Origin of the sequence: Euzebya pacifica (assembly GCF_003344865.1) — a bacterium.
GTDB lineage: Bacteria > Actinomycetota > Nitriliruptoria > Euzebyales > Euzebyaceae > Euzebya > Euzebya pacifica.
Map to the genome: position 1 here is coordinate 4,033,059 of NZ_CP031165.1, position 13,169 is coordinate 4,046,227.

The window sequence follows — 13,169 nt, forward strand, 5'->3', positions numbered from 1 at the left end:
AGGTCCCGTCCGGACGCGGGCAACAGCACCTGCAACATGATCTGGCTGGGGGCCTCAGGTGCAGTGGTTGGGATGACCGGCGCATCGAGCGGGGATGTTTCTTCCGCCGACCCGGGCCCGGCGGACGCGGCCAGGTCTGGCGTCGCCCCGCCGGAACATGCCGCAGCCAGCATCGTCAGGATGACTAGTAGTGCGCGCGTGATGTCTGCTCCTTCGGGTTCTGGTCGGCCACCGTCATGCCGACCCGGGCCCCCAGCAACCCGACCTCGCGCACGCGTTCCAGCGCCGAGGCGACCTTGCCGGCGATGCGGTTGACGAGCACCGACTTGCCCAGCCCGGGATCACCGAGGTAGGTCCTGCCGCGCTCGAACAGTCCTGCCCGTCGACGAGGCACGAGCCGGCTGGTGATGTCCGCCAGCTCGTCGTCTCGTCCGGCCCAGATCGGGGGGACCGCCCCTGACCCGGGTTCGAACGGGTTGTTCAGCACCGTCCTGACGTCAGCCGTGACGTCAGAGAACCGCTGAGGTGCGAGTGACGTCACAGTACCGATGTGCTGCGGTTGACGTCACAGTACCTCGCCGAAGGTCTGGTCTAGGGGGCGCCCGTCTCGGCCTTGGGGTTGCCGGCCAGGCGGAACGCCTTGTTGAGCCCGTTGACGAACGCCCGGGCCGACGCCTCGACGACGTCGGTGGACACCCCACGGCCGGTGTAGCGCCGACCGTCGACCTCGACTTGGCACGTCACGTCGCCCAGCGCGTCCACGCCCGGGGTCACCGCCGCCACGTTGTAGGTGACGAGTCGCCCCTCCACCCCGCAGGCACGGCGGATCGCGCCGCAGACGGCGTCGATCATGCCGTCCCCGACGGCGGCTTCGGTGACCTCGCGTCCGTCGTCCATGTGCTTGACCCGCACCGTGGCGGTCGGCGCGGTGGTCGTGCCACCCGACACCTGGGTCCAGACCAGCTCGTAGGCGTCCTCGGCGGCGCTGTACAGCTCGTCGGCCAGGATCGCCTCCAGGTCGGCGTCGGAGATGTCGGACTTGCGGTCGGCCAGCTCCTTGAAGCGGTCGAACGCCCGGCCGATCTCCTCCTTCTCCAGGGTGTAGCCCATCTCCTCCAGCGCCTGCGCGAACGCGTGACGACCCGAGTGCTTGCCCAGGACGATCTGCGCGCCGGTGTAGCCCAGGTCCTCGGCGTTCATGATCTCGTAGGTCAGCCGGTCCTGGATGACGCCGTGCTGGTGGATGCCCGACTCGTGGGCGAAGGCGTTGCGGCCGACGACGGCCTTGTTGAACTGGATCGGGTAGCCGGTCAGCTGCGCCACCATGCGGGATGTCCGGGCGATCTCCTTGGTGTTGACGTTCAGCGACTTGTTGATCAGGTCGCGGCGGGTGTTGAGCGCCATGACGACCTCTTCCATCGAGCAGTTGCCGGCCCGCTCCCCCAGCCCGTTGACGGCCACCTCGACCTGGCGGGCACCGTTGCGGACGGCCTCCACGGAGTTGGCGACGGCCAGCCCCAGGTCGTTGTGGCAGTGCACGCTGATGGCGGCGTCATCACCGACACGGCGGACGATGTCGCCGATCAGGGTGCCGAAGTCGTGGGGCAGGGCGTAGCCGACGGTGTCGGGGATGTTGACGGTGGTGGCGCCGGCTTCGACGACGGCATCGACGATCCGCAGCAGGAAGTCGGGGTTGGTGCGGGTGGCGTCCTGGGGGCTGAACTCGACGTTGTCGGTGTAGGACAGCGCCTGCTTCACCGCCTCGACGGACTGCTCGATGATCTGGTCCTCGCTGGCGCCCTTCAGCATCACGTTGCGGTGGATCTCACTGGTGGACAGGAAGACGTGGATCCGTGAGGCGTCCGCACCCTTCAGCGCGTCGGCGGCCTTGCGGATGTCGTCGGGATGGCAGCGGGCCAGCGCCGCGATGACGGGGGCGGCCCCGCCGTCGGCGTACCGGTGCGTCCCGACGGTGTCGGCGATGGCCTTGACCCCGTCGAAGTCGCCCTGGGAGGTGATGGGGAAGCCGGCCTCGATGACGTCGACCCGCAGGCGCGCCAGCTGCTCGGCGATCTCCAGCTTCTCACCGACGTCCAGCGAGATGCCGGGGGCCTGCTCGCCGTCGCGGAGCGTCGTGTCGAAGATGGTGACGGGCTTGCCGTCGGGAGTGGTGGCGGGGACGTCGGTGACGGGGGTACCGGTCTTGGACATGGCGGGGGTCTTCTCCTGGATCGATGCGTTGCGGCGTGAGAATCACGCGGGATGCATCCACCTGTCGACTCCGCAGGGCGAGTGGATGCGACGCATCACCCTGCGGCGTCAAAGAAGAAGGAGGCCGAACGCGGGCACGTCATCGGCGACCAGCAGCAGGCTGGTCAGCGGAGCAACGATCGTGCGCGTCATCGGCACAATGTGTACGTGCCCGACGGCCCCACGTCAACTCGACCGTGCTGGACCGATCGGCCCGGACGAATCGTCACCCCTTGACCGAGCCCTGTGTCAGGCCGCTGACGATGTACGTCTGCAGGTACAGGAACAGCAGAACCGTTGGCACCGATCCGATGACCGCACCGGCAGCGAAGGGGCCCCAGCGGGCGCCGTAGCGGTCGGCGACGAAGCGAAACAGACCGATCGACAGGGTCCACGAGTCCTCGTTGTTGGACAGCACCGCGTTGGCGATGACGAAGTCGTTGAGGATCGTCACGAACGCCAGCAGCCCGACGACCGCCAGGATCGGGGCGGCCAGCGGCATGATGATGCGGCTGTAGATCTGCCAGTGGGTGGCGCCGTCGACGCGGGCGGACTCATCCAGGTCGTGGGGGATGGTGTCGAAGAACCCCTTGATCAGCCAGGTGTTCACCCCCATGGCGCCACCGAGGTACACGAGGATCAGGCCGCTGATGGTGCCGGTGCCGATGGACGGGGCGACGTCGCCGATGCGGATCATCATCAGGTAGATCGCGACGAACGCCAGCAGCTGGGGAAACATCTGCACGAGCACGAGGCTCAGCAGCCCGGCCCGTCGTCCGGTGAACCGCAGGCGGCTGAAGGCGTAGGCGGCAAGGGCGGCCAGCAGCACCGTGCCGAACGCCCCGACTCCGGCGACGACCATGGAGTTGCGGAACCACGTCCAGAAGCCGGTCTCGAACAGCCGCCGGAAGTTGTCCAGCGTCGGGTTGTCGGGGACCAGCTGCTGGCCCGACAGGGTGCTGGTCGGGTTGACGGATGCCGAGACGACCCAGACGACAGGGAAGAGGGCGAAGGCGACGGCGAGCAGGCCCACGAGGTGGCGCCAGCCGAGGTCACGGAACCAGCGCATCACGCGATCTCCTCCAGCGAGCGGGTGTAGCGGAAGCTGTAGGCGCTGATCCCGGCGACCATGACGAAGATCAGCACCGCGATCGCGGCGGCGAACCCGTAGTCGGCGCCGCGGCCGGACTCGAAGGCGATCCGGTAGACGTAGCTGACAAGGATGTCGGTGTGGCCGGCGGGCGTCTGTGCACCCTGGATCGGCGGCCCACCGCGGGTCACCAGGTAGACGGTGTTGAAGTTGTTGAAGTTGAACGCGAACGAGGCGATCAGCAGCGGGGCGACGGTGATCATGAGGTTCGGCAGGGTGATGCGGGCGAACTTCTGCCACGCGTTGGCCCCGTCGACCGAGGCGGCCTCGAGCATGTCGGCGGGGATGGCCTGCAGCGCGCCGGTGCACACGAGGAACATGTAGGGGAAGCCCAGCCACAGGTTGACCAGCAGGATCGACACCTTGGCCCAGACGGGGTCGTTGAGCCACGGGATGTTTGCCCCGATCAGCTCGTTGACCGCCCCGAACTCGGTGTTGAGCAGGCCGGCCCACACCAGGGCGGTGAGGAACGACGGCAGCGCATAAGGGATGACCAGCAGGCTGCGGTACAGCCGTCGGCTGCGCAGCCGCGGTTCGTTCAGGGCCAGCGCCAGCCCGAGGCCGAGGGCGAAGGTCAGGAACACCGACCCGATCGCGAACCCGTAGTTCCAGGCGAACACGCGCAGGAACGGTCCCCGGATGAGGGGTGAGGTGAAGGCGCGGGTGTAGTTGCCGGGTCCCGTGACGGCGACCCAGCCGGGTTGCAGCACGTCACCGTCGTCGCTGACGAAGTTGCCGTCGAGGGGCGTGTACTCCACCCCCGTGCCGGTATCGACGAGGACGTCCCGCTCCTCGTCGTAGGTGCGCGTGGTCTCCGCCCGTGCGGCGGTGGTCAGCGACTGCAGCTGGATGGCGCCGGCCTCGGCAGGCACGCGCAGCTGGCCGAGCGCGGTCTGCACGGCCTGTGCCTCGACCAGCGACAGCCGTTCGTAGGCGCCGACGGCGACGACCCGATCGTCCTCCAGCGTGACGTCGGGCAGGTCCTCCAGCGGCACGAGCTCCTCGGCGGTGCCGAAGAACACCTGCTCGTCGGGATCGGTCAGCAGCAAGCCGATCCCTTCGACGCCGGGGTCCTCACCGGCGTCGGGGTCGGCGAAGACCGCGACGTCGTAGCGGACGGCGTCGGTTGGCACCCGTGTGGCCTGGGCCTGGAGCTGCTCGATCGCCCCGGCCTTGTCCAGCACGTTGCCGGTGCCGAAGTTCGTCAGGCTGACGTAGCCGGTGTAGAGCACCGGGTAGATCTGGAAGACCAGCAGGAACAGGGTGCCGGGGACGATGAACTTCAGGGGCGTGTGACCCCGCCGGGTGAACAGCCAGACGAGGGCGACGGTCGCCGCCCACATGGCGGCCAGCCCCACCCAGGCCTGCTCCCCCACCAGCGTGCCGGTGAACACCACGGCCTGGTAGACCACCAGGCCGAGCACGCTGATGCGGAGCAGGACCCCGAGGGGGGAGGCGCCGCCGGCCACTCGTTCGACGAACCCCGACACGGCGGCGCCTCCCTCTTCTCTTCTCGCTGTCCGGTTGCTGGGCCTAGCCCTCGGCGATCAGGTTGCGGATCTGGTCGGCCGCAGCCTGGAAGTTCTCCGTGGGGGTGCCCTGCTGGTCGTAGATCAGCTCGTAGGCGTCGGTCCAGGCGGTCCACACCGAACCCATCTCGGGGATGGCGGGCAGCGGGGCACCGTTCTGGCCGGACTCACCGAAGCCCTGGACGTCGGGGTCGTCGGCGACCTGGTCGAAGGCGGCAAGCAGCGCTGGCGGACGGCCGCCGGCCTCGAACAGCGCCAGCTGCACCTCCTCGGTGCCGATGAAGTCCTGCACGAACGTCTGGGCCAGCAGGCCCTGCTCGCTGAAGGAGGAGATCATCAGGCCCTGGACGCCCACGAACGGCTCGGGGGTGCCGCCCTGGATGGAGGGGATGGGGCTGACGGCGTAGTTGACGCCCTGGGCACGGAACCCGGGCGGGTCCTCCTGCGAGACGGCCCACGGGCCGGTGATGGCGAACGCGGCGTTGCCGCTGGCGAAGCTGTCGACCATGACGTCGTAGGTGATCGACGGGTTGATCAGGCCGGACTCGACCCAGGCGCCGAACTGCTCGGCGGCGGCGAGGCCCTCGGGGGTGTCCAGGCCCAGCTCGTCGGGGTTGTAGGTGCCGTCGTCGTTGACCGCGAAGACGCTGGCGCCGAAGGCGGTGAACAGGGGGTAGTTGTGGTACGGGTCGGCGGCGTCGGCCTGCAGCGCGAGGCCGATCTCGACATCACCGGAGGACTGCAGGTCCAGGGCGATCTGCTCGAGCTCCTCGAAGGTGGCGGGGGCGTCGGGGACCAGGTCGGTGTTGCGGACCAGGGCGATGTTCTCGATGGCGTAGGGGACGCCGTAGAGCTGGCCGTCGTAGGTCATCGCGTCGATGGCGACCTCGGCGTACTCCCCGGCGTTGGCCAGGTCGATGGGGGCAACCAGGCCGTTGGTGACCAGCTCGCCGAGCCAGTCGTGGGCGCCGACGATGATGTCGGGACCCTCACCGGCGGGGGCGGCGGTGGAGAACTGGCTGCGGATCTCGTCGAACTCCAGCTCCTGGAGGGCGACGGTGATGCCGTTGTCGACCCCGAACTGCTCCACGAACGGCTCGAGGGCCTGCACGCGGGTCTCGTCGGCCCAGATCACCAGATCGGCGTCGGCCCGGGCGACGGGGGCGTCCTCGGTGGGCTCGGCGGCGGCGTCGTCCTCGGTGGCGTCGGTTGCGGCCTCCTCCTCGGTGGCCTCCTCCTCCGCGGGCTCCTCCTCGGTGGCGACGTCGTCCTCCGGTGCGTCGGTCGTCTCGACCGCGGCCCCTTCGCTGCTGTCGTCGGTCGTGGCGTCATCGCTGGCGCAGGCGGTGGCGATTACGGCCAGCACCATCATCAGCATGACAAGAACGTGTCGCTTCACGGCTCTCTCCTCGTGCGTGTTCGATCGGCGGGCCCTCCACCCGGTCAGGGGGATGCTACGCAACGCCTGCAAGAACGTAAACCGCTACTGCAAGAAATTTCAGTCGGGTATGGTGCGCGCATGCGGCCAAGGCTGAAGGACGTGGCGTCGCTCGCCGGTGTGAGCACGGCGACGGTGAGCCGGGTGGTCAACGATCGTCCGGGGGTCAGCGACGCCGTGCGCGACCGGGTGGTCGACGCGCTGCGCCAGCTGGAGTGGGAGCCCAGCGGCATGCGCGGCAATCCCCGACGGCGGACGGTCGGGCTGCTCGTGCCCGAGCTGACCAACCCGATCTTCCCGGCCTTCGCGCAGGGAATCGAGAGCCGGCTGGGCCGGTCGGGGATGACGACGATCCTGTGCACGTCGAGCCCGGACGGGGTGGGCGAGCGGGTCCACGTCGAGGCGGTGGCCGACATCGGGGTGGCGGCCGCGGTGTTCGTCGCCGGGACCCACGCCGACACCGAGGCCGACCACGGGGTGTACGACGACCTGCGGGAGCGAGGGGTCGCGGTCATCGTGGTCAACGGTCGTGCGCCGGGCCTGGAGCACCTGCCGGCGGTGACCACCGACGACGTGGAGGCCGGGCGGCTGGCGACCGAACACCTGCTGCGGCTGGGGCATCGTCGGATCGGGCTTGCCGCCGGTCAGCTGCGGTACATGGCGGCCTCCCAGCGACGGGAGGGCTGGGCCGCCGCGATGGCCGCGGCCGGGCTGGATGCCGATCAGGTGGTGGTCGAGGAGGCCTACACGATCTCCGGCGGCCGACGGGCTGGTGACGTCCTGCTGGATCGTGGGATCACGGGCATCGTCGCGGCGTCCGACGTCATCGCGCTGGGCGTGGTCCAGGCGGTGCGGGCGCGGGGACTTCGGGTGCCAGAGGACGTGTCGGTGGTCGGCTACGACGACAGCATGCTGATCCCCCACACGGACCCGCCGCTGACGACGGTGCGGCAGCCAGTCGACAAGCTGTGCCGGGCGATCGCCCGGCTGTGCGTGCAGGCTGCGGAGGGGGCCCAGCTGTCCACCACCGAGCTCGCGTTCCACCCCGAGCTGATCGCCCGGGAATCGACGGGGCCCGCGCCGGCCTGACCCGGCGGACCGTCGCCCGGCGGGTCAGTCGTCGTCGGACTCGTCCCTGTCCGGTTCGTCCCGTTCGGGTTCGTCTCGCTCGGGCTCGTCGTGCTCGGGGACCTCGACCTCGTGGCGATCCGGCTCGTCGACCTCGTCGGGCTCGTCCCGTTCGGGTACCTCGACCTCGTCCGGCTCGACCTCGTCGGGCTCGTCGCGTTCGGGCACCTCGACCTCGTCCGGCTCGACCTCGTCGGGCTCGTCGCGTTCGGGCACCTCGACCTCGTCGGGTTCGTCCCGTTCAGGCACCTCGACCTCGTCCGGCTCGTCCCGTTCGGGCTCGTCCCGTTCGGGCTCGTCGTCCGCTTCCGGGCCGTCGTCGCTCGGCCCCGAGCTGCTCGACCCCTGGGTGCTCGAGCCCGGCCCCTGGTTGTCCGGCCGCGACGTCGCGGGCTCGTCATCATCGTCGTCGGGTCCGTCCCGGTCCGGGCTGCTGGCGTCGGGCAGGGCAGCCGTCGCTGGCCCGTCGTCGTCGGGACGGTCCACGCCGGACAGGACACCGTCGTCCGACGGCTCCCTGTCCTCCTCCGTTGGCGTGTCGTTCCCCTCCGACTCCGTGGCCGTTGGGTGATCCTCGTCGTCCTCGTCCTCGGTGGGCTCGGCGATGGTGGCGGCGACCGCGGGTTCGAGCCACAGCCCCTCCAGCGCCGATCGGGCCGGGTCGGTCAGGAAGCTGCTGGTCAGCTGCGCGCCGGTCAGCCCGACACCGACCACGAGGACCAGCGCCAGGACCGACGCGCCGGTCAGCCGCAGGGACTCCCGAGCGCTCGGCGCCGGGCCGGTCGGTGACCGGTCGGGGTCGTGCAGGACGACGGTCCGGCGCTCGGGGTAGTCCATCGGGGTCAGTCTCCCATGGGCGAGTGATGAACACCGCCGGGGCGAGCAGGGCCCCGGCGGTGTTGCGGTCAGTCCTGACGGGTGCGGACCCGCACGCGGACCTGACCGTCCTCGAGCTCCGCGCCGAGGTCGACACGGGTGTCGCCGTTGCGGAACCGGACGTGGACCTCGTCGGCCTCGTCGTCCTCGACGGTGACCGTCCAGGTGTCGTCCACGGCGACCGCGTCGACCAGCGACACGCCGTCCTCGGTGCGCTCGATGGTCACGGTGCCGACCTCGTCGGCGTCCAGCGTGGCCTGCTCGCCGACGGCCAGGTCGAGGTAGGTGGTCTCCTCGGTGCGCGGCTCGTCGTCACCGATCTCGTCGTCGTTGTCGTCGTCGGACTCGTCGTCGTCGTGGCCACGACCGGCGCTGGCCGCGGCGATCGCGGCGTCGAGGATGTCGTCACAGATGGCGTCGGGGCCACCGAGCGCGACAACCTTGCGGGGGTGCAGGCGAGCGATTTCCTCGGCCACGATCGGGGGCAGGTCACCGCAGCTGGGGACCAGCAGGACGGGACCGTGCTGCAGCGCACCCGCGGCGACGGCGTCGGCGAAGTTGTCGGCGCGGGCCAGGTACACCTCGCTGGCACCGCCGCGGAACTCGTACTGGCTGATGGCCACCGCGGTGGAGATGCGGTCGGCACCGAATACCCGCGCGCCGCGGACCGGACGGTCGGACTCGCCATCGTCGTCGGAGTCGTCGTCCTCCGATTCCTCCTCCTCGGGCTCGGATCCCTCCTCCTCGGGCTCGGACTCTTCCTCTTCGGGCTCGGACTCGTCGTCACTGGGGTCCGTGGTGTCCTCGGCTGGGTCGTCGACTGGATCCTGGGCGAGGGCGACGGTCGAGACCCCCAGCACGAGCACCAGGAGCATGGACAGGAGGGTCTTGATCGCGGTCGGCGTGGTCACGCTGACGTCCTTTCAGTTCGGCGAGTGCAGCAGGACCACCGTGCAGGAGACCCGGTCGGAGCCCACCACTGGACGATGGTCGTAGTACTCCGTGCTGCCTCGGTACGACGTGGTATGCCTCCCCCATGTCGGCAACCCCCGGCGAGACCTCAATGGCCGTTGCGAAACCCCTCGGCGTGCCCAGCGTCATCGGGCTCGTCTGGCGGTTCGCCGCCGCCGGCCTGATCGCCCTCGGGCTGGTGCTGCTCGCAAGCGTGGCCCTCAGCCAGTCCGTCGGTCGGGACGTGGCGCTGGACGAGGCACGACGCATCGCCCGCCTGACCGGCGTCGGCATCGTCGAACCCGCGCTCGACGCAGGAATCCTGACGGGCGACCCTGCGAGCCTGTCCTCGCTCAACCGGACCGTGGTCGACGCGGTGCTCGGTGGGTCGCTGGTCCGGGTCAAGCTGTGGCAACCCGACGGTGACGGCGGGACGATCCTGTACTCCGACGAGAGCCGGCTGATCGGCGAGCCCCACCCCTGGGACGACGAGAAGCAGGCGGCGATCGTCTCCGGTGACATCGTCGTGGAGGAGTCCGACCTGTCGTCCCCCGAGAACCGGTTCGAGGTCTCCCAGTCCGAGCTGCTGGAGGTCTACCTGCCCATCGACGGGCCCGACGGCGCTCCCCTGCTGTACGAGGCGTACTTCGACCTCCGTCGGGTCAACGAGGCCGGACGGCGGGTGTGGACGGCGTTCGCGCCGCTGGTCATCGGCGGGCTGCTGGTGCTGCAGCTGGTCCAGGTCCCGCTGGCCTGGTCGATGGCCCGCCGCCTTCGTGACGGGGCGGTACACCGCCAGCAGCTGCTGGTGCGCAGCCTGGAGTCCTCGGCCCTGGAACGCCGGCGGATCGCCGCGGACCTGCACGACGGCGTGGTGCAGGACCTCGCCGGGTTGTCCTTCGAGCTGTCCGCGGTTGCGTCCGCCGAGGATCCCGATCGCGTGCGGGAGACCGCCGAGTCGGCGGCCGCCACCCTGCGGGCCAACGTCGGGGCGCTGCGGACCCTGCTGGTCGACATCTACCCGCCGGACCTGGACGGACAGGGGCTGGCATCGGCGCTGGAGGACCTGCTGGCCCGGCACCGCGCAGCCGGCCGCGACGTGCAGCTGGACGCAGACGTGCAGGTGCCGATCCCCCGGCCGACCGCCGAACTGGTCCACCGCATCGCCCAGGAGGCGCTGCGCAACGTCGACAAGCACGCCGCGGCGGGTCGGGTCGTGGTCACGCTGACCGCCGTGGATGACCGGCTGCGGCTGCGGGTCGACGACGACGGCAGCGGTTTCGACCCGACCGGGGACGACGGTGACGCCGAGGGCCACTTCGGCCTGCGGCTGCTGGCCGACAGCGCTCGCGAGCTCGGTGGACTGCTCACCCTCTCCTCCGGGGTCGGGGCCGGGACCGCGATCGAGCTGGAGGTGCCGCTGTGACCGTGCTGCGTGTGATGGTGGTGGATGACCACGGCGTGGTCCGCAACGGCCTGCGGATGCTGCTGGAGGCGGCAGGTGGGTTCGACGTCGTGCACCTGGCCGAGGACGGCAAGCAGGCGGTCGAGCTGGCGGCCGAGGATCCCCCCGACGTGGTGCTGATGGACCTGGCCATGCCGGTCATGGACGGGGTGGAGGCCACCCGGGTGCTGAAGGCCGCACATCCGGACGTCCGGGTGGTCGTCCTGACGTCGCTGGGCGAGCCCGAGCGCATCGTGGCCGCCATCGACGCCGGCGCCGACGGCTACCTGTTCAAGCACGCCGAACCGGCCGAGATCGCCGAGGCCGTCCGGACGGCCCACGCGGGCGGCGCGGTGCTGGACCCCAAGGCGGCGCGGGCGATGCTGGACGCGCGGAGCGCCCCCGCCGGCCCGACGCTGACCGAGCGTGAGCAGCAGGTCCTCGACCTGGTGGCGCAGGGGCTGGCCAACAAGCAGATCGGCCGCCGGCTCGGCATCACGGAGCGAACGGTGAAGGCACACCTGACCCGGATCTACCAGGCGATCGGTGTGCAGGACCGCACGCAGGCGGCCCTGTGGGTGCAACGCCGAGGAATGTGAACGGTTCGTAGTGACGACGTCACCGGCCGTCGATACTTCGTGAACCCCCCTATCCCATTCCCTCCGTTGTGACTAGTCTGCGCCGGGTCGAGGGGCCGCCGCAGTCCGCTGGCGGCCAGAACGAGGGAGAGCACTTGCCATGCGCAGACACATGATCCTGCTCGTCATCGCGCTCGCCGCGGTGGCGCTGCCCGCCGGAGGCGCGACCGCCGGTGGTTGCGAGAACCGGACCAACAACACCTACAAGAAGCTGATGGAGTGCGTGACGCTCGATGGGGCACGCGAACACCAGGCTGCCCTGCAGGCGATCGCCGACGAGCACAACGGCATCCGGACCTCGGGAACCCCGGGCTACGACGCGTCGGCGGCCTACGCCGCCGGGGTGTTCGAGGACGCCGGGTACGACGTGACGATCCAGGAGTTTCAGTTCCAGACCTTCATCACCCTGTCCCAGACGGTCCTCGAGCAGGTGTCCCCTGCGCCGGGCGGTCCCGTGGCCAACAACGTCATGTCCTACTCCGGCAGCGGTGACGTGACCGCCGCCGTCACCGCCCTCCCGGCGGCCGACCCCACCCCCGGCTGTGAGGCCGCGGACTTCGCCGGCTTCCCAGTGGGCAACATCGCCCTGATCAGCCGAGGCGCCTGCGCCTTTTCGCTGAAGGCCACCAACGCCGCCAGCGCCGGGGCAACCGGCGTGATCATCTACAACAACGTCCCCGGCACCCTCAACGGCACGCTGGGCAACGGCTTCACCCTCGACATCCCGGTGACGTCGGTCACCCAGGCCATCGGCCAGCAGCTGGCGAGCACCGCCGGGTTGGTCATGCGCCTGAAGGCCGACACCTTCCGGGGAACCGCCACGACCTCCAACGTCCTGGCCGAGACCCCCGGCGGCGACCCGGGGAACGTGGTCATGGTCGGGGCACACCTCGACAGCGTGAACGCCGGCCCCGGCATCAATGACAACGGTTCCGGTACCGCGGCCATCCTCGAGACCGCCGAGGCGCTGCAGAAGCTCAACCCCCGCAACAAGGTCCGGTTCGCGCTGTGGGGCGCGGAGGAGTCCGGTCTGGTCGGCGCGACCCACTACGTGAACACGCGCACGGCCGAGCAGCTCGACGACATCGCGCTGTACCTGAACTTCGACATGATCGGGTCGCCCAACCACGTCTTCTTCGTCTACGACGGTGACGACTCCGACGGTGTCGGGGCCGGCCCCGGGCCAGCGGGATCGGCCGAGATCGAGTCCCTCTTCGAGGACTTCTACGCCCAGGTCGGTGAGTCGTGGAAGGGCACGGACTTCTCCGGCCGGTCCGACTACGGTCCCTTCATCGCTGTGGGCGTCCCCTCCGGTGGCCTGTTCACCGGGGCGGAGGGCATCAAGACGGTGGAGGAGGCCGGGATCTGGGGCGGCACGGCCGGCGACCAGTACGACCCCTGCTACCACCTCGCGTGTGACACCTACGACAACGTCAACCTCCACGCGTTGGACGTCAACATCGACGCCGTGGCCTACGCGGTCCTGACCTACGCCTACTCCACCGAGACCGTCAACGGGGTGCCGGGCAAGTCGGTCCCGGGGTCGGCGTCGGTGGGGTCGGGCAGCTCATCGGCGTCCGGCTACCCGGGCGGCAGCTCCTCCGGCCTGCACGACGACGAGCACGTGACCAGCTGATCCTGCTCGGGCAGAGGGGCAGTCGGTTCGCCGGCTGCCCCTCTTCCGTGTCCGCTCCCCTACCCGGGCAGAACCTCGCGCGTGTCGTTCGCAATGGGGGCCACGTCATGCGTGCGGGGTCCGAGCGGT

At 70.1% G+C, this 13,169-nt stretch carries 11 protein-coding genes; 4 read left to right on the forward strand and 7 right to left on the reverse strand.

Annotated features, from left to right (window positions below):
* Positions 1 to 184 precede the first annotated feature (184 nt).
* From DVS28_RS17345 to DVS28_RS17365, 5 genes are all read right to left on the reverse strand, one after another.
* Entirely contained in the window at positions 185 to 487 is a 303-nt protein-coding gene (locus DVS28_RS17345) for a hypothetical protein (RefSeq protein ID WP_114592579.1), read from the reverse strand.
* A 104-nt stretch (positions 488 to 591) separates the two neighbouring features.
* Positions 592 to 2,211 (reverse strand): 2-isopropylmalate synthase, encoded by a 1,620-nt coding sequence (locus DVS28_RS17350; protein WP_114592580.1) that lies wholly within the window; start codon positions 2,209 to 2,211, stop codon positions 592 to 594.
* Between the two features lie 265 nt (positions 2,212 to 2,476).
* Positions 2,477 to 3,319, reverse strand: coding sequence for a sugar ABC transporter permease (locus DVS28_RS17355; protein WP_114592581.1), 843 nt, complete (start codon positions 3,317 to 3,319; stop codon positions 2,477 to 2,479).
* The gene (locus tag DVS28_RS17360; RefSeq protein WP_114592582.1) at positions 3,319 to 4,890 is read right to left on the reverse strand and encodes an ABC transporter permease subunit; all 1,572 of its coding nucleotides are present in this window, start codon (positions 4,888 to 4,890) and stop codon (positions 3,319 to 3,321) included. Before DVS28_RS17360 ends, DVS28_RS17355 begins: the two co-directional genes overlap by 1 nt.
* A 43-nt stretch (positions 4,891 to 4,933) precedes the next feature.
* Positions 4,934 to 6,328, reverse strand: coding sequence for a sugar ABC transporter substrate-binding protein (locus DVS28_RS17365; RefSeq protein WP_164710681.1), 1,395 nt, complete (start codon positions 6,326 to 6,328; stop codon positions 4,934 to 4,936).
* Between the two features lie 120 nt (positions 6,329 to 6,448).
* Between DVS28_RS17365 and DVS28_RS17370 the strand changes: the two genes are divergently transcribed.
* Positions 6,449 to 7,456, forward strand: a complete 1,008-nt coding sequence (locus tag DVS28_RS17370) for a LacI family DNA-binding transcriptional regulator (protein WP_114592584.1) — start codon at positions 6,449 to 6,451, stop codon at positions 7,454 to 7,456.
* Positions 7,457 to 7,480: 24 nt separating this feature from the next.
* On the opposite strand, the gene DVS28_RS17375 is transcribed toward DVS28_RS17370, so the two are convergent.
* Entirely contained in the window at positions 7,481 to 8,332 is an 852-nt protein-coding gene (locus DVS28_RS17375) for a prolipoprotein diacylglyceryl transferase (protein WP_114592585.1), read from the reverse strand.
* Between the two features lie 68 nt (positions 8,333 to 8,400).
* Entirely contained in the window at positions 8,401 to 9,282 is an 882-nt protein-coding gene (locus DVS28_RS17380; RefSeq protein ID WP_114592586.1) for a cell wall-binding repeat-containing protein, read from the reverse strand.
* A 125-nt stretch (positions 9,283 to 9,407) separates the two neighbouring features.
* On the opposite strand from DVS28_RS17380, the gene DVS28_RS17385 reads away from it, so the two are divergent.
* From DVS28_RS17385 to DVS28_RS29995, 3 genes are all read left to right on the forward strand, one after another.
* Positions 9,408 to 10,748: a sensor histidine kinase gene (locus DVS28_RS17385; RefSeq protein WP_114592587.1), complete on the forward strand. Its 1,341-nt coding sequence runs from the start codon at positions 9,408 to 9,410 to the stop codon at positions 10,746 to 10,748.
* Entirely contained in the window at positions 10,745 to 11,365 is a 621-nt protein-coding gene (locus DVS28_RS17390) for a response regulator (protein WP_216826116.1), read from the forward strand. The genes DVS28_RS17385 and DVS28_RS17390 overlap by 4 nt, the downstream gene beginning before the upstream one ends.
* Before the next feature lie 139 nt (positions 11,366 to 11,504).
* Positions 11,505 to 13,040, forward strand: coding sequence for a M20/M25/M40 family metallo-hydrolase (locus DVS28_RS29995; protein WP_114592588.1), 1,536 nt, complete (start codon positions 11,505 to 11,507; stop codon positions 13,038 to 13,040).
* Positions 13,041 to 13,169 lie beyond the last annotated feature (129 nt).